This is a genomic window from Bacteroides sp. D1 (assembly GCF_000157095.2).
Classification (GTDB): domain Bacteria; phylum Bacteroidota; class Bacteroidia; order Bacteroidales; family Bacteroidaceae; genus Bacteroides; species Bacteroides xylanisolvens.
Genome location: NZ_JH114350.1, coordinates 595,267 through 616,952 on the forward strand (window position 1 = coordinate 595,267; position 21,686 = coordinate 616,952).

General features: G+C 40.4%; 19 protein-coding genes. 13 read left to right on the forward strand and 6 right to left on the reverse strand.

Annotation, left to right across the window (positions count from 1 at the left end):
* Window positions 1-170 precede the first annotated feature (170 nt).
* The gene (locus BSAG_RS02530) at window positions 171-389 is read right to left on the reverse strand and encodes a DUF4248 domain-containing protein (RefSeq protein WP_004313208.1); all 219 of its coding nucleotides are present in this window, start codon (window positions 387-389) and stop codon (window positions 171-173) included.
* A gap of 220 nt (window positions 390-609) precedes the next feature.
* Here BSAG_RS02530 and BSAG_RS02525 point away from each other — a divergent pair, with 220 nt between their 5' ends.
* The 3 genes from BSAG_RS02525 to BSAG_RS02520 are packed head-to-tail and all read left to right on the forward strand — an operon-like array spanning window position 610 to window position 1,658.
* Complete coding sequence (locus BSAG_RS02525) at window positions 610-1,098, forward strand: DNA-binding protein (protein WP_008770913.1); 489 nt, start codon at window positions 610-612, stop codon at window positions 1,096-1,098.
* Between the two features lie 35 nt (window positions 1,099-1,133).
* Window positions 1,134-1,241 (forward strand): smalltalk protein, encoded by a 108-nt coding sequence (locus BSAG_RS25070; protein ID WP_004297473.1) that lies wholly within the window; start codon window positions 1,134-1,136, stop codon window positions 1,239-1,241.
* Window positions 1,242-1,244: 3 nt separating this feature from the next.
* Window positions 1,245-1,658, forward strand: a complete 414-nt coding sequence (locus tag BSAG_RS02520; RefSeq protein ID WP_004313206.1) for an N-acetylmuramoyl-L-alanine amidase — start codon at window positions 1,245-1,247, stop codon at window positions 1,656-1,658.
* 3 nt (window positions 1,659-1,661) lie between these two features.
* Here BSAG_RS02520 and BSAG_RS02515 read toward each other — a convergent pair whose 3' ends face one another.
* From BSAG_RS02515 to BSAG_RS02505, 3 genes are all read right to left on the reverse strand, one after another.
* A complete protein-coding gene (locus BSAG_RS02515) occupies window positions 1,662-2,411 on the reverse strand; it encodes a polysaccharide biosynthesis/export family protein (protein WP_004313205.1) in 750 nt (249 codons plus the stop codon).
* Window positions 2,412-2,439: 28 nt separating this feature from the next.
* Window positions 2,440-3,018, reverse strand: coding sequence for a UpxY family transcription antiterminator (locus BSAG_RS02510; protein ID WP_008018120.1), 579 nt, complete (start codon window positions 3,016-3,018; stop codon window positions 2,440-2,442).
* A 335-nt stretch (window positions 3,019-3,353) separates the two neighbouring features.
* Window positions 3,354-4,319 (reverse strand): tyrosine-type DNA invertase cluster 3b, encoded by a 966-nt coding sequence (locus BSAG_RS02505; RefSeq protein ID WP_008770911.1) that lies wholly within the window; start codon window positions 4,317-4,319, stop codon window positions 3,354-3,356.
* Window positions 4,320-4,594: 275 nt separating this feature from the next.
* On the opposite strand from BSAG_RS02505, the gene BSAG_RS02500 reads away from it, so the two are divergent.
* From BSAG_RS02500 to BSAG_RS02490, 3 genes are read left to right on the forward strand one after another with little or no spacing between them, the layout of a single operon-like run.
* Window positions 4,595-6,814, forward strand: a complete 2,220-nt coding sequence (locus tag BSAG_RS02500; RefSeq protein WP_004313585.1) for a reverse transcriptase family protein — start codon at window positions 4,595-4,597, stop codon at window positions 6,812-6,814.
* The gene (locus tag BSAG_RS02495) at window positions 6,792-7,436 is read left to right on the forward strand and encodes a hypothetical protein (protein WP_004313586.1); all 645 of its coding nucleotides are present in this window, start codon (window positions 6,792-6,794) and stop codon (window positions 7,434-7,436) included. Before BSAG_RS02500 ends, BSAG_RS02495 begins: the two co-directional genes overlap by 23 nt.
* Window positions 7,433-9,136, forward strand: coding sequence for a response regulator (locus BSAG_RS02490; protein WP_004313587.1), 1,704 nt, complete (start codon window positions 7,433-7,435; stop codon window positions 9,134-9,136). Before BSAG_RS02495 ends, BSAG_RS02490 begins: the two co-directional genes overlap by 4 nt.
* A 95-nt stretch (window positions 9,137-9,231) precedes the next feature.
* Here the strand turns inward: BSAG_RS02490 and BSAG_RS02485 are convergent, their stop codons facing one another.
* Window positions 9,232-10,203, reverse strand: coding sequence for a type I phosphomannose isomerase catalytic subunit (locus BSAG_RS02485; RefSeq protein WP_004313588.1), 972 nt, complete (start codon window positions 10,201-10,203; stop codon window positions 9,232-9,234).
* 326 nt (window positions 10,204-10,529) lie between these two features.
* Between BSAG_RS02485 and BSAG_RS02480 the strand changes: the two genes are divergently transcribed.
* The 5 genes from BSAG_RS02480 to BSAG_RS02460 all read left to right on the forward strand — a co-directional run bounded on the left by BSAG_RS02480 (window position 10,530) and on the right by BSAG_RS02460 (window position 16,318).
* Complete coding sequence (locus tag BSAG_RS02480; RefSeq protein ID WP_004307294.1) at window positions 10,530-11,627, forward strand: aldose epimerase family protein; 1,098 nt, start codon at window positions 10,530-10,532, stop codon at window positions 11,625-11,627.
* 51 nt (window positions 11,628-11,678) lie between these two features.
* Window positions 11,679-13,019 (forward strand): MFS transporter, encoded by a 1,341-nt coding sequence (locus BSAG_RS02475; RefSeq protein ID WP_004309167.1) that lies wholly within the window; start codon window positions 11,679-11,681, stop codon window positions 13,017-13,019.
* A gap of 47 nt (window positions 13,020-13,066) precedes the next feature.
* Window positions 13,067-14,221 (forward strand): galactokinase, encoded by a 1,155-nt coding sequence (galK, locus tag BSAG_RS02470; protein WP_004314127.1) that lies wholly within the window; start codon window positions 13,067-13,069, stop codon window positions 14,219-14,221.
* Window positions 14,222-14,479: 258 nt separating this feature from the next.
* Window positions 14,480-15,631: an AAA family ATPase gene (locus BSAG_RS02465; RefSeq protein ID WP_225449765.1), complete on the forward strand. Its 1,152-nt coding sequence runs from the start codon at window positions 14,480-14,482 to the stop codon at window positions 15,629-15,631.
* A gap of 6 nt (window positions 15,632-15,637) precedes the next feature.
* Entirely contained in the window at window positions 15,638-16,318 is a 681-nt protein-coding gene (locus BSAG_RS02460) for an RloB family protein (RefSeq protein ID WP_004314125.1), read from the forward strand.
* Window positions 16,319-16,433: 115 nt separating this feature from the next.
* Here BSAG_RS02460 and BSAG_RS02455 read toward each other — a convergent pair whose 3' ends face one another.
* A complete protein-coding gene (locus BSAG_RS02455) occupies window positions 16,434-18,416 on the reverse strand; it encodes an alpha-L-arabinofuranosidase C-terminal domain-containing protein (RefSeq protein ID WP_008018113.1) in 1,983 nt (660 codons plus the stop codon).
* Window positions 18,417-18,793: 377 nt separating this feature from the next.
* Here BSAG_RS02455 and BSAG_RS02450 point away from each other — a divergent pair, with 377 nt between their 5' ends.
* A complete protein-coding gene (locus BSAG_RS02450; protein ID WP_004314123.1) occupies window positions 18,794-19,933 on the forward strand; it encodes an aldose epimerase family protein in 1,140 nt (379 codons plus the stop codon).
* 25 nt (window positions 19,934-19,958) lie between these two features.
* Window positions 19,959-21,653: a sodium:solute symporter gene (locus tag BSAG_RS02445; RefSeq protein WP_004314122.1), complete on the forward strand. Its 1,695-nt coding sequence runs from the start codon at window positions 19,959-19,961 to the stop codon at window positions 21,651-21,653.
* Window positions 21,654-21,686 lie beyond the last annotated feature (33 nt).

Here is a 21,686-nt window from a genome sequence, read left to right on the forward strand (position 1 = left end):
AGGGGGGTAAAAGTGTATTTCTTGTATTTTAATAAAGCATCGCTTTAGCGTTCGTAAAGCATAGGTTTAGCAACCATAAAGCGCCGCTTTATCCCACACAAACCGCCTCTATTCCTCTCTCCATCTCCCACTTTCATTTTTCAACTCTCAATTCTCAACTCTCAACTTCTTCAAGGTTCTCCCAAAGCGTCCACAATCACTCTCACCTCCAACGGTGTGAATGAGCGACGCTTTGATTCGTACCCTAAGTCGTACAGACGTTGCAGAAGTCCGGGACATAAAGAGATCCATTTCTTCATTTTTCGATAAGCAGCAATGTCGGTAAGTGTCGGAGAATAAAGTTGCGCCAGTTCCATGCGCCCATAGGCACGTATTTTGAATTCGGTCATAATGGATAAAATTTTGATTTACAGTTACAAAAATAACAAAATAGTACCACATAACCAACGCTTTTCCATTGAATAAACGACCATTACGACATATAATTGACAACAATCGTGTGCAATCGCAAACAATTGATTTATCGATGTTTCAGGGTAGTATCTTTGTATTGTCGGAAGGGGAAAAGAATCCCCGGACAATATGTTTAACCCTTTAATTTATTGTTTTATGATTCGTTACAAAATTTATCAAAACCAACAGCAGAAAGGCCTGAATGCAGGCAAGTGGTTCGCCCGTGCGGTAAGCGACGAGACGTTTGATTTGGCCAAGCTTGCCGAACACATGTCGAAACACAATTCACCGTATTCCGGTGGTGTCATCAAAGGTGTACTTTCTGACATGGTAGACTGCATCAAAGAATTGCTGCTCGACGGCAAATGCGTGAAAATCGACGACCTTGCCATCTTTGGGGTAGGCATCCGAAGTAAGGCGGCTGAAACACTGGAAGATTTTTCGTTAGAGAAAAACATCACTGGTATGCGCCTTAAAGCTCGTGCCACCGGTAATTTGTCGACTACCAACCTGAAACTCGACAGTCAACTGAAGCAGCAAGCGGAGTATCAGAAACCAACCACCCCTGGTGGAGATTCCGATTCAGGCAATACGCCGAATCCGAATCCGGGCGGAAGCGGTGAAGCACCTGACCCGGCTGCCTAAGGGAATATTATTAATTTATTTAAAACCTCTTATTTATGAGTAATTCATCTTCTCCCCGCTCCGTATGGAGCTTCATTATCAAAGTGATTATCACCGTTGCCACCGCTATCGGAGGCCTGATTGGAGTACAAAGTTGTATGTAGCTCATGCGCACCATTACGCTGATTATCATTCATTGCAGTGCCACGCCGGAAGGAAAATTCCTTTCGGCGGAGGCTTGCCGACAAGATCATATCCAACACCGTGGGTTCCGTGACATTGGTTACCATTTCTACATCACCCGCGATGGAGAAATTTGCCAGGGCCGTCCTCTGGAAAAGGTCGGGGCACACTGCCGTGACCATAACACCCATTCGATAGGTATTTGTTACGAAGGAGGGCTGGATATTGCCGGACGTCCCCAAGACACACGTACATTGGCGCAACGAGGTTCCTTGCTCGCTTTGCTCCGCGAATTGAGGAAAAGATTCCCCAAAGCATTGATTGTAGGCCATCATGATTTAAATCCGATGAAGGAATGTCCGTGTTTTAACTGTATCAAAGAATATGGAGAGTTGTAAGGATCATCTAAGTATATTGACCAGCAGACTGGCAATAGACACTAAGATAGAAAATCCCGAAATCCACATCGTGGTACTTGTTCCGATGTCCGCGCTCTGTGCTTTGGTTTTATTGGGAGTGACATACAGGATGTCATTCTGTTGCAACTGATAGTAAGGAGATAATAACAAATCCGCGTCGTTCAGATTGAGTGTAACAAACTGTTTATGCCCGTTCTTGTCTTCGCGGATTAGTTTCACATTATCACGAACACCATAAATGGTCAAATCTCCTGCCATGGCAAGGGCTTCGAGTACATTGAGCTGCTCATTCACCACCGGATAAACACCCGGAGAGGCCACTTCTCCCAAAACCGAAACTTTAAAACCGGACATGCGGACTACTACCGTAGGTCTTTCTTTCACGTAAGATTTCAGTCGCTCCGTTATCAGGTTTTCAGCTTCGCGACTCGTTAATCCGTTTAAAGGGAGTTTACCTAAAACCGGATAATTGATATTTCCCTGGTCATCCAACAAAAAGGTACTGCCTTGTGCATTGAATGGCTGCGAAACAACCGGATCGGAAGTAGAAACAAGAATGGAAACCTCATCTCCCGGTATCAACCTGGCGTCCTGAACAGGGGAAACTTGCGTATTCACCTGTTTCAAAACCTCCGCATCCTGCAAATAAGGTACTTTCTTATAGGATTGACAAGCTGAAAAGAAGAAGAAAGAGAATATCAGTGCAAAAGCACAAGAAAACTTCATATTCATGTAATTTGTGGATAAATGATGACGAGTACTAGTTTTTCTCGCAGATAGCTTCGACATAACCAATAGGCATATTCACGCAAGCGCATCCCAGCATATTCAGCCGGACGGCAATCTTGCTTTTGCCATCTACATTAACCAGTTCACCAACCAGCCCGGTCAGAGGTCCTTTCACAACACGAACCTTCTCACCACGTGCCAAAGGAGAGCTGTTCATACAAATAGCTTCCTCTGAATAGTCGAGCATGAAACGAAAACGAGCCATCTGCTCATCTGGAATCACCGCTGGAGAGCTCTCACCACGCATCACCATATAACGGCTCACTGTAGAAAAACTTAAAACTTCTTTGCGTTCTTTCGGATTAACGTGTACAAACACCATCATTGGAAGAAGGACAGACTCAACCATCTTGCGCCGGTCACTCCACTGATGAATTTCCTGCTGAACAGGAACAAAATTCTCAATCCCTATTTTATCTAAACGTTCGGCTACTTTCTTCTCATGATGCATACGAACCAGAGCAACATACCAGCGTTTAGAGTGTGCTACGCCTTCCCCTGTCCCATCGCTAGGCCCAGCACTAATTGATTTCGGCTTTGTTAAAATCATGTTTTTTTACCTCATGTTCTTCCGTTACTTCTTAGGTAACGGACAATACATACACAGGACACACATCTCAACAAAAAATGGAAATCACATATAGAAATAGGGCATAAGAAGGAAACAGCCTAATACTCAACGGGAAGAATTCAGAGATTAGGCAATAAAAAGTATAGGGCATGAAAATAATCTTATTTCATGTTCGGATAGTTTTTTTCCTATATTTTAGATAAAACGAAAAAAAATGGAAGAATATTTGCTTACTATTTATGTTTTTGTCTATCTTTGCGTCAAATTTAAGTTCCGTTACCTAAGAAGTAACACACATATATCAGTCCTGATTATTAGAACTTTACACTTTTATTTCTGCCTACACAACAGTTTCTTACGTAAGATAAATTCCCTTTATTTACCTCCGTACGTTCTTTAAGCTCAAAGCCTTTCAAATAGATTTGTGTGGTTTTTATAGATTTATGGCCCAATGATTCACTAATCATTTCAATGGAGACTCCCCGATACTTCGCAGTCGTTGCCCAGGAATGACGAAGCGTATAGGAAGTGACAGGAGATTGCAAATGCAAGGTTCTTGCCAAATCCTTCAGATTATTATTAAATCGACGAAGAGCGGACTGATATTCCCGATAACCTCTTTCATCTTTCCGTTTCTTATCCCCACGAAGAATATCAAACAGATAATCCGGACAATCGGGGTGAGAACTTTCCTTACTACGGAGCTGGTTAATCATTTCCTTTGCTGTATTCAGCACTTCCACGCTCATCGGAGTTTTGGTTTTGATACGGTTGTATCGCAACACATTCTGATTCAAAGCCGACTTCTCCAAATGGGCTAAATCGGCAAATGACATTCCACAAAACTGAAACATCAAGGCAGCGATAGCTTGCGTACGACGTAAACGCTCCGATTTTGGATCTTCATACAGAAGCTTATGCAATTCCGTAGCAGGCAGAGCCTTTTTCTGGCGGACATCCACACCTGTATAAACATCATGAAACAGTCGCGGCACGTATGGCGCACTGCCCGCTTCCACTCCACGGTTATAGATACTACGAAGCATACGCATATACGTAGAAATCGTATTGGGCTTCAAGCCACACTCATAAAGATACTGACCGTAACGCCGTAAACGCTCACGGGTGACCAGTCTGAACGACACGTTAGACGTGCCGCAAAATTTGCTGAAAGAAAAGAGGGCATTCTTGTAGACATGCGCCGTAGAATGCCGTCCCTCCTTTCGCAAACGACCGATGTAGAATTCCGCACACCGGCTAAATCCATTTTTGTTCCTCATTACATCATTAATTATTTGGTATATTATGCCATTTGGCAAGTGGCAAAAGAACGAAAAACTTTCTAATTCTTTCCTATTTCAAACGAAAATCTTATCTTTGCAGCAAGGAAAGTATGCTATTACATAAATTGAATTTAGCAAGCTGGTTAAGAAATTAACAGATCGGCTTGATGTCTTCTTCGGAAGACTATAGGTTTTATCATTTGCCGTAGTCGCAGACTGCTCTGCGTGCTCGTTTATACATAAAGAATTTTTTAGTATACTTTCCTCTATTAATGACAGAGCAAGAAATTAAGATACGTCAGCAAGTAGCTCAGTCTTTTCAAGATATAAAGACTGTTGCAGATTTGACTAAACTGATGAATGAGGTTTGGTCATACTTATGCAAAGGTGTACATAAAAGAATTCCACTAAAAGACGTGACCTATTTTAGTAATTATAAATTGGCTAAAGATGCATATTACAAGTTTTTAATTCCTAAAAAAAGCGGAAAAACACGTGAAATACAAGCACCCATAAAAGATTTAAAACGTCTGCAAATATGTCTGAACTTTATCCTGTCCAGTCTCTATCACCCTCATCCTTCCGCTAAGGGTTTTATTTTGGGACAAAACATAGGTGACGCAGCAAAACCACATGTAAGAATGCCTTATGTTTTTCATTTAGATTTAAAAGACTTTTTTACTTCTATTTCTCTTTATCGGGTAAAGGCCTGTCTTACATTACCTCCATTCAATCTGAATGGAGATAAAGAAAGAATAGCTTATTGTATTGCCAATATATGTTGTACTAATGACGGCAACAGAGCCTTCTTACCTCAAGGCGCACCGACTTCTCCCATTTTATCTAACATTGTAAGTCTGCGTCTGGATCGTAAACTTACCGGACTTGCCAAAAGATTCAGTGCTAGATATACACGCTATGCAGATGATATAACTTTTTCATCCTATCAGGACATCGCAAACAACACAGAGTTCCAGCAAGAACTAGTCAGGATCATTTCGGGACAGAACTTCCAAATTCAACCTTCCAAAACCAGAGCAGAAGGCAGAGGCTACAGACAGACTGTTTGCGGCTTAACGATCAATGAAAAGGTAAATGTCTCAAAATCGTATGTCAAAGAGATTCGGTTATATTTATATTTATGGGAACGATATGGATACGAACGCGCGCAGATGTATCTCGATTCAGATATAAAGAAAACGAAAGACAACTGTTCTGACATTCCTCAATTATCCAACTATTTAAGTGGAAAAATCCAATATATGCGGATGATAAAAGGAAATGGTGATACTACTTATAAAACATTGCAAAATAAATTTATTTACTTATATATTCCTCAGTGGAAAGAATGGAAAAAGAATATACTCGACTTCTGTGATGCGGTACAGAACTCTAAATTAAGTATAGAAGAGCTAAATAAATGGTATAAAACAATTAGTACAAACATCAACATACACCTGCTAAAAGACACACCCCTCTATACTTCACTTACCAAAGCTCTGTCTTGTTTAACTTTAAAAGCATCTGATACTCCCACACAGACTGTCTTTAAGGAACAAATACACAATGCCACACTACTACCATCCTTTTTATATGAGAATTTCAGCAAAAACGATCCGCTCAAATTTATCACTCATATCTGGGATGGAAATGCTGACAATTGCAAATTTGAAGGATATGAGGATTTTATCCGAAAGGAACAAATTGCATTTAAAGAGATAACCGAACGTTTTAAAACAATAGATAAGAATCTTTTTTACTGTTTTTACGGTTTTCTACATAATCCCCTCAACAACAGAGGATGGGGGCAATATAAAATAAAATCCGGATGGAGTTCTTCATGGCTAAAAGCATGGTGTTCTGAACATCCGGAACGTTCTCCTTTCGATTGCCCGATTCCGGAAAATAAACGCGAAATAGCAAAAAATGTAAAATTGAACTATTTCAGTGATATCGTAGAACTATTTAAGTCTGAATTTCAGTTCAGGCTGGAGACACATCAACTAAAGAAACTTCTGCGAGAACTAGTCAAGCAATATTTAAATTTCGATTTTCATGTTACTTTTGAACTAACAGACACCAAATTATACACAAACGTATATATGATACGTAATATTCTATCCGACATACTACATGACATGGCACAAAGGAAGCAGTTTCCCAACATTCTCGTAAAAGTAGAAGACCTTGGTTCTGATTATGTAGACATCTTACTTAGTCAACAAGATTCGAATTATTACGCCACTCACCAACAACTGATGCAGGAAATTGAATCAGGAGATTTTTGTGAATGGAAAAGAAAAATGATAAACTTATGCGACTGGTATGTGGAAGCACAATGTAAAGATGGAGTATTCCGCATCAAGTATTTAAATAGTATTCAGTCTGATCGGACAATAGCAGAACCTTTACTTTTAGATGGAGTAAAGGGATTCACTCACCGAATCCGTATATATAAACATTATGCTTATGAAAATCCTAATTATAGATGAAAAGAAAACACGGCGAGAAGAGCTTGCTTCAATAAATAAGGAAGTAAACAACATATTGAAGAACTGTGACCAGCTTCACATCCTGACAGGGAACGAATGTACTTCTTTTATTGAAGAAATTCGTTCCAACAAAGAGACATCCCATATTGCGAAGTATGCAATCATTTGTTGCCACCACACATTTGTGGAAAAAATAGAAGATCAGCTAAAAAAGATATGCCGGAAAAACAGTATTCCACTAATTTTCTTTTCCGGACGTTATTCCTACTCCTACATGAGTGATAATGTATTGCAACTGAGCGTCGACAAATTTTACACACAGGCATTGCCATGCATAGTGCAAGATATAAAAGCAGAAAATCCGCTGATACTTGAAAAAATAGAATTCGGAGAAGATTATGAAGTTGCCATATTAATGAACACAAGAAATAAATTGATAGAATGGCTTGAAGCTGAAGACGACACGCAGACATATTCAGAACTTGATTTAGACAGTTATGTATTAGAATTAGCCAACGATGCTTCGTTAACCGAATGTGTGCATGAAGATAAAGGGTATAATCCGACCCTATTACGCGAACAGATTAATAGTATATCCTCACTTATAAAACAAAAAATATGAAACCTGCCTTGATTTACTATAAAGAAAATGTATTTTCTCAACTTGATTATTTTCAAAACATCCGTTTAGCCACTTCCGGACACACTGTTGATGAAAGATTTTATCTGACATTCAATGACTTATCAGAAAGCTACAACAAAGAAGAAATCACAGCCATTTTCATTATGAACACATTATCTGATAATGCTATAGAATTGCAAGGACTTCAGATGGCACACTATATACGTATTATAACCAGAGGCGAAGGAGTAGGAAAGCTGCCCATTTTCTTAATTGGTTCAGAAAATATCACCGAATTATTACGTCTTTCAGATTATTCCTCCATTCTACAGACTCCGGCGGTGGAACTTTTACCTTATTCTAAAGAAAAAGTGAAAAATGTCATTGACAATATTCATACCTATAAACATCTGGAAAATTATGAAGGATATCTAAAAAAAACTCATATACCTCAACCTAACAACTATCTTTCCCATCATTCTATAACAAGCGAGTGGTCTCTCTACCAATGGTCTAAATGTCTGAATATCAAATCGGCTATAGAAAATCATATTGAAAGGAATTTATATTACAGGTATGTTACATCACAACACCCCGAGTGCGGCGATAAAGTAACGATTGATTATCCTCCATATCCATCAGAATCAGAGTCGGAAAAAAAACGCATTCTTATTATTGATGATGAAGCAGATAAAGGATGGGGTGAACTTTATAAGAGACTATTTTCCCACTACTCCAACATTGAAGTAAATACGCTGAAAGGCTTTGATTATGCATCTGACACCAAAGAAGCCTTACTTCCAAAAGTAAAGGAGACGATTGAAGAAAAACCGTTTGAACCATACCATTTAGTATTACTTGACATCCGGCTACTGCAAGATGACTTTAACAAGAAAACAGACTTCTCCAGCTTTGATGTTATCAATATGTTGCAAACACTTAATAAGGGAATCCAAATTATCATCGTGACAGCCTCCAATAAGGCATGGAACCTACAATATACTTTAAACAAAAATGTATTTGCTTATATCACTAAAGAATCTATTTTTGATAAAAGTTGCTCTAAAGAAAAACTGGAAGAGTTATTAAAACAATCTGTCAATGCAATCTCTAAAAGTCATTTTCTCAAGAAAGTGGCAGAAAATGAAAAAAAGATTTTGGACAGATTAAACGATAAAACAAGCACAATAAGTGTTCCTATTAGAAAAAAGATGCTTGATAATATAAGGGAACAAATAGAAATAGCATGGATCATGTTAACAAATTACCGCTTTGATGAAAGATATCTACGATATGCTTACTTGTCATATTATCAGATTCTAGAACTTTTTGCAGAACCAAGCCCTGATATGTATATCAAAATCAAAAACAAAAAGGATATTTATTGCGAAGATATAAACGGAAATGATATTAATTGTTCTGAAAAGCTAAAAATGATATATGATAAAACCTGGAAGGGCAATTTGATTCAACAAACACAAGGTACTCATAAAGAAAAAGAGTTAGAACTGACACCATACGCACGCATTGGTTCATGGATGTTTGCCCGTACCACAAACCGACATTTCATGACATTATTGGAATTAAACTCTACAAGAAACAACAACACCCATGGAGGAAGTAGCACTTCCAATATTGATTTGGAAAAAAGACTTCTAAAAATGATGGCTCTCATCATCGATTTCATGGATAATGCATAACATTCTACACATTTTATTGCCAATTTTTCCACTTTGCCAAATAATAAGGGACATCCTTCAAAAGAATGCCCCTTTATACTTCCTGTTTCCTAGTTTTATACGTATGTTTCCAACAATTTCACATTTCCTCCTTCAGGAGTGATTGTGATGTCTTGTGTAGTTGCAGGCAACAAAATAGATTCTCCAGCACTAACAGTCAGTTCATTGCCTTCATTGTCTCTCATCTTGCAGGATCCTTCCATACAGATAAAGATCACGAATGAATCGAGTTCGGAATAGTCGCAACTGATTTCTTCAGTCATGTCATACAGAGAAGTCGTAAAGTAGGTGCAGGCAACCAGTTCTACCGGCTCATCCTTCAACGGTTCGTATTTAGTGCGATAGTCATCCAATACTTCGTAGTTGATGGCTTCACGGGCTAAGTCGGTGTGAAGTTCGCGGGTTTTGCCATTCGCATCTTTACGGTTGAAGTCGTAAATACGATAAGTAATATCAGAGGTTTGCTGAATCTCGGCGATGAAAGAACCTGCCCCGATGCTGTGTACGCGTCCGGCAGGAAGGAAAAACACATCACCCGGATGGATCTCATATTCCTGCAATACGTCGGTAATCGTATTGTTCAACACGCGTTCTTTATATTCTTTCGGGGTAATCTGTTCAGAGAATCCTGAACGCAATTTAGCTCCTTTGTCGGCATCTACCACATACCACATCTCGGTTTTTCCCATCGAATTATGGCGTTTCTTCGCCAACTCATCTGTTGGGTGTACCTGGATTGACAAATCCTGTTTGGCGTCGATGAACTTAATGAGCAACGGAAATTTGTTGCCGAAACGGGCATAATTCGCTTCACCAACCAGTTCCTCACGATACTTTCTTACCATATCGGCTAAGGTTAAACCTTTATCCGGGCCATTAGCCACTACGGATTCATTGTCCTCAACACCGGAAATCTCCCAGCTTTCTCCTACTCCTTTCAAGTCAGAGTTCAAATGCTTGAACGGAATAATTTTGTCGCCCCCCCAAAGCGTCTGCTTCAGAATTGGTTCGAATTTTAATGGATACATTTTTGTTTTTCTTGTTATAAACCTAGATTAAATTCGCTCGGATTGTTACAATCCGGGAACAAACATACAAAAAATTGTTCAGTTTTTAAGAAAAGGAGGATGAAAATTCATTTAAGAAAGATTCTTTCGTTTTTATATCGAATATTTTTCAATTCCAATTCTGTATTAACGGCAAGACTTTTGTCATTTCCGAAAAAAACATGAAGTAATAAAGCTAAACTTTCCTAAAGTACCTGTTATATTTAGTCGGAATAATTTGTGAGTAAGAAAGAATTTCCCTTTATTTGCAGGAAATTTTTAATAATACCAGTTTAATAATACCAGACATGAATAACACATTCCCAACAGAAGGGAATCTATCAGGGCTCAGCCGGAAAGATTTCCAAAAGGATATAAATGATAAGAAAACTGATTTATTTATCCTCAAAAACACAAAGGGAATGGAAGTAGCTGTAACAAATTACGGATGCGCCATTCTTTCTATCATGGTACCGGACAAAAACGGTAAGTATGCCAATGTAATCCTCGGACACGACAGCATCGACCACGTCATCAACAGCCCGGAACCTTTCCTAAGCACTACTATCGGACGCTACGGCAACCGCATCGCCAAAGGAAAATTCACTCTGTTCGGCGAAGAACATGAACTCACAATCAACAACGGACCTAACTCTCTGCATGGTGGACCTACCGGTTTCCACGCCCGTGTTTGGGATGCTGTCCAGATTGATGAGAGCACAGTGCAATTCAACTATGTTTCTGCTGACGGCGAAGAGGGATTCCCCGGCAATCTGGAAGTGGAAATGACTTACCGCCTGGAAAATGAAGTAAATGCACTGACTATCGAATACCGCGCTACCACCGACAAAGCTACAGTCGTTAACTTGACTAACCACGGTTTCTTCAACCTCGCCGGTATTTCCAACCCTACTCCTACCGTTAACAACCACATCGTTACGATCAACGCTGATTTCTATACTCCTATCGACGAAGTTTCTATCCCTACCGGTGAAATTGCCAAAGTAGAAGGTACTCCGATGGATTTCCGTGCTCCGCACACTGTAGGCGAACGTATCGACGACAAATTCCAGCAACTGATTTTCGGTGCAGGATATGACCACTGTTATGTACTGAACAAGATGGAAAGCGGTTCGCTCGACCTGGCTGCCACTTGCAAGGACCCGGAAAGCGGACGTATCATGGAAGTATATACCACCGAAGCGGGTGTACAACTCTATACGGGCAACTGGCTCAATGGATTTGAAGGTGCACACGGAGCTACATTCCCTGCCAGAAGCGCTATCTGCTTTGAAGCACAGTGTTTCCCGGATACTCCGAACAAACCTCATTTCCCATCGGCTACCTTGCTGCCGGGTGATGAATACCAACAGATCACTGTCTACAAATTTACGGTAGAAGAATAAGATTTGAAAAATAACTAACCTAATTTTATAAACTAACATTTTTTTTGAACCATGACACAAGAAAAAAAGAACGGTAATCTCGTCGCAATTATCACGATGTTCTTCATCTTTGCGATGATCTCTTTCGTAACAAACCTCGCTGCTCCATTCGGAACAATCTGGAGAAATGAATATGCGGGTTCGAACACTTTAGGTATGATGGGAAATATGATGAACTTCCTGGCTTACCTGTTTATGGGAATTCCTGCCGGTAACATGCTCGTTAAGATCGGTTACAAGAAGACTGCTTTGATTGCAATGGCAGTCGGTTTCCTCGGTTTGTTCACACAGTATCTTTCCAGCTTATTCGGAGCAGGTGCTGAAGTATTTGCATTCGGTGAGTATGTTATCAAATTAAACTTTGTAATCTATCTGCTTGGTGCATTTATCTGCGGTTTCTGCGTTTGTATGCTTAACACAGTGGTAAACCCGATGTTGAACCTTCTCGGTGGCGGTGGTAACAAAGGTAACCAGTTGATTCAGACTGGTGGAGCTCTTAATTCTTTGTCTGGTACATTGACTCCGCTTTTCGTAGGTGCTTTGATCGGTACTGTTACTTCAAGTACTGCTATGTCTGACGTTGCTCCTCTGCTCTTCGTTGCTATGGGTGTATTCGTTGCTGCATTTATCGTTATCTCATTTGTTGCTATTCCTGAACCACACCTTCAGAAAGGTGGAGTGAAGAAAGAAAAATTCTCTCACAGTCCATGGAGCTTCCGTCACACTTTACTGGGTGTAATCGGTATCTTTATTTATGTAGGTATTGAAATTGGTATCCCGGGTACACTGAACTTCTATCTTGCCGATTCAAGCGATAAAGGTGCCGGTATCATGATGAACGGTGCTGCTATCGGTGGTGCTATCGCTGCTATCTATTGGTTGCTGATGCTTGTGGGACGTACTGCAAGTAGTGCTATCAGTGGTAAGGTTTCCAGCCGTGCACAGTTGATCGCTGTTTCTGCTACTGCTATCATTTTCGTATTGATCGCTATCTTCACTCCGAAAGATGTAACGGTTTCAATGCCGGGTTATACTGTAGGTGAAGGCTTTATGATGGCACAGGTTCCTGTAAGTGCCTTGTTCCTTGTACTTTGCGGTCTTTGTACTTCTGTAATGTGGGGTGGTATCTTCAACCTTGCAGTAGAAGGCTTAGGAAAATATACAGCACAGGCTTCCGGTATCTTTATGATGATGGTTGTTGGTGGTGGTGTATTGCCGTTGATCCAACAAAGTATCTCTGACTCTGTAGGTTATATGGCTAGCTACTGGTTGATTATCGCTGCTCTGGCTTACCTGTTGTTCTACGGCTTGGTAGGTTGCAAGAATGTAAATAAGGATATTCCTGTGGAATAATCACATAGAATAGAATTCAATTTATTCACCTTTAAAATATAAATATCATGGATACAGAATACGTAAGAAGTCGCTTCATTAAACACTTTGACGGAACTACTGGATTTTTATATGCTTCTCCGGGCCGTATCAACCTGATCGGCGAACACACTGACTACAACGGTGGATTCGTATTTCCGGGAGCCGTAGACAAAGGCATGATTGCTGAAATCAAACCAAACGGCACTGACAAGGTTAAAGCTTACTCTATCGACTTGAAAGACTATGTAGAATTTGGTCTGAACGAAGAGGATGCTCCACGTGCCAGCTGGGCAAGATATATTTTCGGTGTATGCCGTGAAATGATTAAACGTGGCGTTGACGTGAAGGGATTCAATACTGCTTTTGCAGGTGATGTGCCTCTGGGTGCAGGTATGTCTTCTTCTGCTGCTTTGGAAAGTACGTATGCTTTCGCATTGAACGAACTGTTCGGTGAAAACAAAATAGATAAATTTGAATTGGCTAAAGTGGGCCAGGCAACAGAACACAACTACTGCGGTGTTAACTGCGGTATCATGGACCAGTTTGCTTCTGTGTTCGGTAAAGCAGGCAGCTTGATCCGTCTGGATTGCCGTTCACTGGAATATCAGTATTTCCCATTCCATCCGGAAGGCTATCGTCTGGTTCTGATGGATTCAGTGGTTAAACACGAACTGGCTTCTTCTGCTTACAACAAGCGTCGCCAAAGCTGTGAAGCTGCTGTTGCCGCTATCCAGAAAAAACATCCGCACGTAGAATTCCTGCGCGACTGTACGATGGCTATGCTGGAAGAAGCGAAAGCTGATATCAGCGCTGAAGACTATATGCGTGCAGAATATGTAATTGAAGAAATCCAACGTGTACTCGATGTTTGCGAAGCATTGGAAAAGGATGATTACGAAACTGTTGGCCAGAAGATGTACGAAACTCATCACGGCATGAGCAAGCTGTACGAAGTAAGCTGCGAAGAACTCGACTTCCTGAATGACTGCGCTAAAGAATACGGCGTAACCGGTTCACGCGTAATGGGTGGTGGCTTCGGTGGTTGTACGATCAACCTTGTTAAGGATGAGTTGTATGACAACTTCGTTGAAAAAACAAAAGCTGCTTTCAAAGCTAAATTCGGCAGAAGCCCGAAAGTGTATGACGTAGTAATCGGTGACGGTTCTCGTAGATTGGAATAAGAATTTATTCGTTATTAAATAAGTAATAAGGGCGGCTTCCGTGATAGGAGCCGCCCTTATTTTTTACACGGCATAATAACACACAATCTCAACTCTATTCTCTTAAAATGAGAAAAATTCTCATTTTAAGAGAATTATCTAAAACTATTCGTATCTTTGCCATGTTCTATAGAATAGACAACTTAATATAAAAACAATATGATAATCAATTTTACAGTAGGCAACTATCGTTCGTTCAAAGACAAAAAGGTTTTGAGCATGGAAGCTACCGCTATTAAAGAATTGAATGAATCTGTTATAGAAAAAGAAGGATATAGACTACTTCCATCAGCTGTTATTTATGGAGCTAACTCAAGTGGAAAAAGTAACTTTTTAAAAGCGATTGGCAAATTTGGAGAGATAGTCAACTATTCTTCTAAAATGAGTTCTACAGATAAATTAAATATTACTCCTTTCTTATTAAACCAAAAATCAACTCAAGAACCATCATTTTTTGAAATAGAAATACTGATAGATAACCAAACATATACGTATGGCTTTACCGCAGACAATCTGAAGGTTTATGAAGAGTGGTTATATATAAAAGAGGGAAAAGCAAAAAAGGAAAAATGCTTATTTGTTCGTACAGAAGAAGGAATCGGAATAGCTGACGAGTATAATGAAGGCAAAGGTTTGGAAGAAAAGGTACGTGACAATGGACTATTTTTATCTACAATTGATTCTTTTAACGGTGAAATTGCCAAAAAAATTATTCATAAAATTGACTGTATCTGGGTAATATCAGGTATCGACCATGAATCTTGGTCTGTATTTACAAATGATATGTGTAATAATAAAAATCCAGAACTTAGCTTTCAACAAGAGATTCAAGATTTCTTGAAATCTATGAATGTAGGGTTTAACAGATTTGAACTTCCCGAAGATGAAAAGTTGGCAAAAGAAGTAAAAGCATACACCATACATAATTTGTATAATGAACAGGAAGAAGTCATTGGAGAAACCCGCTTTTCCATGAAAGAGCATGAGTCATCGGGTACTAACAAACTATTCGATTTGGCCGCCTTAGTTATTGGTCAATTGGCGTTGGGAGGTCTACTAGTTATAGACGAACTCGATTCCAAGCTCCATCCATTACTGACTCAACATATTATTAAACTTTTCAACAATCCAAAAACAAATCCCAAGGGAGCTCAACTAATATTTGCTACCCACGACACCAATTTACTGAATGTAAAAACATTCCGTAGGGATCAGATTTGGTTTACGGAAAAAGATCATTCGGAAGCTACCGACCTCTATTCATTAGCAGAATTCAGAGAACCGGAAGGAAACAAGATTCGGAAAGACCGTAGTTTTGAAAAAGATTATATCAACGGACGTTACGGCGCAATTCCATATATTAAAGATTAATACACAATGAGTAGACTGCTGCCGAAACATCGGTTTGAGGAAATAAAAAGAGAACAAAGACAGGCAAAACTGGATAAAAGAAGAAAAGTAGCAGTACGCAATGTATCTGTTAGTTTCCTTATCGTATGTGAAGGTGAAAGAACTGAACCTAACTATTTCAAGGCTTTAATAAAAGACCGTTATTCGGATATCCGTGAGGTTACAATTGAAGGTAAGGGACAAGGTACAGTCAGTCTTATCAAAGAAACCATAGCTATTCGTGATAAATCAAATAAAGAGTTTGACAGGGTATGGGCTGTTTTTGATAAGGATGACTTTAATGATTTCAATGACGCCATACAGCTTGCAAAAAAGAATCATATTCTTTGCGCATGGTCTAATGAGTCATTCGAACTTTGGTATTATCTACATTTTCAATATTTGGATACCGGCATATCCCGTTCTCAATACATTGAGAAAATAGAAAGGGAAATACAAAATAGAACAAATGATTCAAACTACCGATATAAAAAGAAATCACCGGAAACTTTCGACATATTACAACGTATAGGAGATGAATCATTAGCTATCAAACACGCTCAACGCTTAAGAGAATCATTTTCGGGAACAGATTATGCGGCTCACAAGCCTTGTACTACTGTATATGAGCTAGTAGAAGAACTAACTCATCCTGAAAAGTTATTATGATCATAACATAACTATACATCAAGAAGGGCGGCTTCCGTGATGGGAGCCGCCCTTACTTTTTACAATTAACAAAAATCTAGAACCTATTGGTCTAATAACATCTAATTAGTTCTACTTATTTCTTCGTGAACTTATATACCGCGAACGTAGTGGGTTCCAGTTCGGTAGTAAACACGTTGCCTTCAATAGATACCGGAGTTTCCTGCGGAACGATGGCAAAAGGTTGCTCAAGTGTATTATCCTTATCCAAATCAATCGAACGAAGTTTGATACAACGGCCATCAGACAGTACATCTTGTTTTTTCAATCCTTCAAAATTCAAGGAAATTGGCTGTATTGTGGCGGAAGTATTGGCAACCTTTACAATCAGTTCATTCTTATCCTTATCGTAAACAGCACTGGCAAAGAGTCCGTTCTGTCCTTCGGCTCCCGTTACATTTTTCTTGTTCATGGTAAGGGGAAGAACATTTGTTCCTTTGTTTTGTGCATACAGTTGTTGTACATAATAGCTAGTGGTACGCACAGAGTTCAGGTTATCGAACCAAATCATATCAGGACGCCATTGCCATCCTTCCACATGAGCGAAAAGCGGAGCATAGGTGGCCATGTGAACGATGTCAGCATTACGTTCCAATCCGGTCATGAAAGCAGCTTCGAGCAAAGCAGCATGATAATGGTTCCATTTCTTTCCTTTTCCATGGCAGGCATATTCGCCGGCAAAGACTTTCGGACCTTTACGATCGTAGTTGTCATAGCGGGCACCTTGTGCCAGGAACCAACTTTCGGGACGATAGAAATGTTCATCCACCAAATCGGCTTTCAGACGTTTCATTTCAGGCCACAAGTAATCAAATTCTTTTCCTTCGGAATTCGGACCGGAGCTACCTACTATTTTAATTTCCGGGTGAGCTTTACGAATGGCTTTGATAAACGGTTCGAGACGTTCGGGATATTCTTTTCCCCATTGTTCGTTACCGATACCGACAAACTTCAGGTTAAACGGTGCAGGATGTCCCATATCGGCACGTACCTTTCCCCATTTGGTATTCACGTCTCCATTAGCAAACTCAATCAGATCGAGTGCATCCTGAATATAGTTATCCAAATCACAAACGGCTACGTGAGCTTTCGGATCATTATTCTGATATTGGCAGGAAAGTCCGCAATTCAGAATCGGCAGAGGTGCCGCACCCATTTCTTCAGACAGCAGGAAATATTCGTAGAATCCCAATCCATAGCTTTGATAATAATCAGGGAAGAATCGGTGAGTAAAAGTATACTGCCAACGATTTTCATTTAAGGGACGGTTCTCTACCGGGCCAACTGATTTTTTCCAGTCGTAACGAGTCTCCAGGTCGGTACCTTCTACAATGCAACCACCGGGAAAGCGAAAGACTCCGGGATGAATATCCGCCAATGCTTGTGCCAAATCTTTACGAAGACCATTTTCGTGTCCCTTCCAAGTATCAACCGGGAAAAGAGAGACGTGCTCCAAATCTACTGTTCCTTTGGAAGTAAGGAAAATACGAAGTACGGATTTCGGATGAGTACTGCCGGGCTTCAAGATTATCTGGTATTTTTTCCAGTCCTTAGAATCAATCGTAAGATTCCCTGCGACAAGCGCCTGACGTTCGCCCATTGATTGGGTATCTACAAGTTCGATTCTCAATGTTTCTTTCGTACTTCCTTGCGGCAAACGCGCCCAAACGGAGAAGCGATACTCCTCCCCCTTCTTGACACCGATACCAAAGAAACCTTCGTTATCCAATCCGGTATGTTTATGTGCATGTCCGGGGTTAGAAAGGCGCACGTAATGCGGATTGCGTTCAAAAGGGCCATCATTCATTAAGGATACTTTTCCATACGTTTTCCATCCCATCAGGTGTTGTGGAAATTCAAAGGAACGATTCTTCACCAGTTCGGCATAAAGTCCGCCGTCGGCAGCATAGTTGATGTCCTCAAAAAAGAGTCCGTACATAGTAGGTTGGATTTCTGCACCCAGCTTCTTCGTCTGTATCACCAACTCATTAGTTTGCGCATGAAGCGCAAGGTTAGTAGACAAGGCTAATACTGCCAATAAATTTGCGTATCTTCTCATGGTTCTCAATAAAAAATTATATATAGTTAAAATGCAAAGATAATCAGATTCTCTATTTTCCCCGTACCCGATTTTATCATTAACAGGTGTATATCGGTCAAAAAGGATCAAATTCCATTCATTTGCACAATTTTCCATCCGTATCTGATATTTATAATACGAAACCAGATCAAAAAATACCTATTAACCCGCTCTATTATATGAAAAATAAACGGATGGAAAGCGTACATTTATATATATAATAAGGTGTATGGGAAATCATAAAATATACCGTTTATGCTGCATAACATACAAGAGTGTATTTGATACACCAAACAAAAGTGTTACTTTTACACCCAAAATAAGATAAATATCTCATTTACATTAAAAATAAAGCCATGAAAAAACATTTTCTACTTGCAGGATTTGCCGCGCTGATGCTGGTTGCGTGCAATAACAAGCCGGCTTCCGAGCTGACCTTGTCCGGTCTTGACCCGGTAAAATTTCAAACAGAAGTGAACAATGCCAAAACAGCTCTTTACACCTTAAAGAACAAGGCAGGCATGGAAGTATGCATCACTAACTTCGGAGGACGTATCGTGTCTGTCATGGTACCCGACAAGAACGGTAAAATGCAAGATGTAGTTTTAGGTTTTGACAGCATTGCTGACTATATTAATGTACCCAGCGACTTCGGTGCTTCTATCGGACGCTATGCAAACCGTATCAACCAAGGACGTTTCGCATTGGACGGTGACACGATCCAACTGCCGCAAAACAATTTCGGCCACTGCCTGCACGGAGGTCCGAAAGGTTGGCAATACAAAGTTTATGAAGCTAATTTGATTGATCCGACAACGCTGGAACTGACACTTGTCTCACCGGACGGAGACGAAAACTTCCCGGGTAATGTGACAGCTAAAGTGACTTACAAACTGACTGAAGACAACGCTATCGACATCAAATATAGCGCAACAACCGATAAAAAGACGATCATCAATATGACCAACCACTCTTACTTCAACCTGGCTGGTGATCCGTCAAAAGCTTCAACCGACAATATATTGTATGTGAACGCAGACTATTATACTCCGGTAGACAGTACCTTTATGACTACAGGCGAAATCGCTTCGGTAAAAGACACTCCGATGGACTTCACCACTCCGAAAGCTGTAGGCAAAGAGATCGACAACTACGATTTCGTTCAACTGAAGAACGGAAAAGGATATGACCACAACTGGGTACTCAACACAAAGGGAGATCTTTCGCAAGTTGCCGCAAAACTCACCTCACCTGAAAGCGGTATTACTCTGGAAGTATATACCAACGAACCGGGTGTACAGGTTTACACAGGAAACTTCCTCGACGGAACCGTAACCGGAAAGAAAGGCATCGTTTACAACCAACGTGCTTCTGTGTGTCTGGAGACACAACATTATCCTGACAGCCCTAACAAGGCAGACTGGCCTTCTGTTGTACTGGAACCGGGACAAACTTATAATAGTGAATGTATTTTCAAATTCTCTGTAGAGAAATAATATTAACTCATAAATCATATTTATTGTGGAAGCATTAGATTGGCTAGTAATCGGAGTCTTTTTTCTGGCTCTGATCGGTATTATTGTTTGGGTAGTCAGACAAAAACAAAATGACTCGGCAGATTATTTCTTGGGCGGACGCGACGCAACATGGCTTGCGATCGGTGCCTCTATTTTCGCATCCAACATCGGTTCGGAACACTTGATCGGACTGGCAGGAGCCGGTGCATCCAGTGGTATGGCTATGGCACACTGGGAAATTCAGGGATGGATGATCTTGATTCTGGGATGGGTGTTTGTACCCTTCTACACACGAAGCATGGTATATACAATGCCGGAATTTCTGGAACGCCGCTATAATCCTCAATCACGTACCATCCTGTCGGTCATCTCTTTGGTGAGTTATGTGTTAACCAAAGTAGCCGTGACTGTATATGCCGGTGGTCTTGTATTCCAACAAGTATTCGGTATCAAAGAGCTTTGGGGAATTGATTTCTTCTGGATTGCAGCTATCGGTCTGGTAGTGTTAACTGCACTTTATACGATCTTCGGTGGTATGAAATCAGTTCTTTACACTTCTGTTCTTCAAACCCCTATCCTACTGCTAGGATCATTAATCATTCTGGTACTCGGCTTCAAAGAATTAGGTGGATGGGACGAAATGATGAGAGTCTGTGGGGCTGTTACCGTAAATGATTACGGTGATACAATGACTAACCTGATCCGTAGCAATGATGATGCAAACTTCCCTTGGTTGGGCGCTTTGATCGGTTCGGCTATTATCGGTTTCTGGTACTGGTGTACCGACCAGTTCATCGTACAACGTGTACTTTCAGGTAAAAATGAAATGGAAGCTCGTCGTGGTACTATTTTCGGTGCTTATCTGAAATTGTTGCCTGTATTCCTTTTCTTGATTCCTGGTATGATCGCATTTGCATTACATCAAAAATATATCGGTGCCGGTGGCGAAGGTTTCTTGCCGATGCTGGCCAACGGAACAGCAAATGCTGATGCCGCTTTCCCGACATTAGTAGCCAAATTACTTCCTGCCGGTGTGAAAGGTTTGGTAGTATGTGGTATTCTTGCCGCCTTGATGAGTTCTCTTGCATCTCTGTTTAACTCGTCAGCCATGTTGTTTACTATCGACTTCTACAAACGTTTCAGACCGGAAACTCCGGAGAAGAAACTGGTAGGTATCGGTCAGGTTGCAACGGTTGTAATCGTTATTTTAGGTATTCTCTGGATTCCTATCATGCGTAGTGTAGGCGATGTACTTTATACTTATTTGCAGGACGTTCAATCCGTACTGGCGCCAGGTATCGCTGCTGCTTTCTTACTGGGTATCTGTTGGAAACGTACTTCCGCCCAAGGTGGTATGTGGGGATTAATCGCCGGTATGGTAATCGGGTTGACTCGCCTCGGTGCAAAAGTATATTACAGCAATGCGGGCGAAGTAGCAGATTCTACATTCAAATATTTATTCTATGATATGAACTGGTTATTCTTCTGTGGATGGATGTTCTTGTTCTGCATTATTGTAGTAATCGTAGTCAGCCTGGCAACCAAAGCTCCGACTGCAGAAAAGATTCAGGGACTGGTATTCGGTACGGCTACTAAAGAACAAAAAGCTGCTACACGTGCAAGCTGGAATCACTGGGATATTATTCATACTGTAATTATTCTGGCTATTACAGGTGCTTTCTACTGGTATTTCTGGTAAAAAATAAGCCCTTCCTTCAACCTTCTCTTTGAG

What these genes read in the sequence shown, in the direction of transcription:
- BSAG_RS02530 (WP_004313208.1), bottom strand. Translation starts at nt 389, where the DNA reads ATGACCGAATTCAAAATACGTGCCTATGGGCGCATGGAACTGGCGCAA.
- BSAG_RS02525 (WP_008770913.1), top strand. Translation starts at nt 610, where the DNA reads ATGATTCGTTACAAAATTTATCAAAACCAACAGCAGAAAGGCCTGAAT.
- BSAG_RS25070 (WP_004297473.1), top strand. Translation starts at nt 1,134, where the DNA reads ATGAGTAATTCATCTTCTCCCCGCTCCGTATGGAGCTTCATTATCAAA.
- BSAG_RS02520 (WP_004313206.1), top strand. Translation starts at nt 1,245, where the DNA reads ATGCGCACCATTACGCTGATTATCATTCATTGCAGTGCCACGCCGGAA.
- BSAG_RS02515 (WP_004313205.1), bottom strand. Translation starts at nt 2,411, where the DNA reads ATGAATATGAAGTTTTCTTGTGCTTTTGCACTGATATTCTCTTTCTTC.
- BSAG_RS02510 (WP_008018120.1), bottom strand. Translation starts at nt 3,018, where the DNA reads ATGATTTTAACAAAGCCGAAATCAATTAGTGCTGGGCCTAGCGATGGG.
- BSAG_RS02505 (WP_008770911.1), bottom strand. Translation starts at nt 4,319, where the DNA reads ATGAGGAACAAAAATGGATTTAGCCGGTGTGCGGAATTCTACATCGGT.
- BSAG_RS02500 (WP_004313585.1), top strand. Translation starts at nt 4,595, where the DNA reads ATGACAGAGCAAGAAATTAAGATACGTCAGCAAGTAGCTCAGTCTTTT.
- BSAG_RS02495 (WP_004313586.1), top strand. Translation starts at nt 6,792, where the DNA reads ATGAAAATCCTAATTATAGATGAAAAGAAAACACGGCGAGAAGAGCTT.
- BSAG_RS02490 (WP_004313587.1), top strand. Translation starts at nt 7,433, where the DNA reads ATGAAACCTGCCTTGATTTACTATAAAGAAAATGTATTTTCTCAACTT.
- BSAG_RS02485 (WP_004313588.1), bottom strand. Translation starts at nt 10,203, where the DNA reads ATGTATCCATTAAAATTCGAACCAATTCTGAAGCAGACGCTTTGGGGG.
- BSAG_RS02480 (WP_004307294.1), top strand. Translation starts at nt 10,530, where the DNA reads ATGAATAACACATTCCCAACAGAAGGGAATCTATCAGGGCTCAGCCGG.
- BSAG_RS02475 (WP_004309167.1), top strand. Translation starts at nt 11,679, where the DNA reads ATGACACAAGAAAAAAAGAACGGTAATCTCGTCGCAATTATCACGATG.
- galK (WP_004314127.1), top strand. Translation starts at nt 13,067, where the DNA reads ATGGATACAGAATACGTAAGAAGTCGCTTCATTAAACACTTTGACGGA.
- BSAG_RS02465 (WP_225449765.1), top strand. Translation starts at nt 14,480, where the DNA reads ATGGAAGCTACCGCTATTAAAGAATTGAATGAATCTGTTATAGAAAAA.
- BSAG_RS02460 (WP_004314125.1), top strand. Translation starts at nt 15,638, where the DNA reads ATGAGTAGACTGCTGCCGAAACATCGGTTTGAGGAAATAAAAAGAGAA.
- BSAG_RS02455 (WP_008018113.1), bottom strand. Translation starts at nt 18,416, where the DNA reads ATGAGAAGATACGCAAATTTATTGGCAGTATTAGCCTTGTCTACTAAC.
- BSAG_RS02450 (WP_004314123.1), top strand. Translation starts at nt 18,794, where the DNA reads ATGAAAAAACATTTTCTACTTGCAGGATTTGCCGCGCTGATGCTGGTT.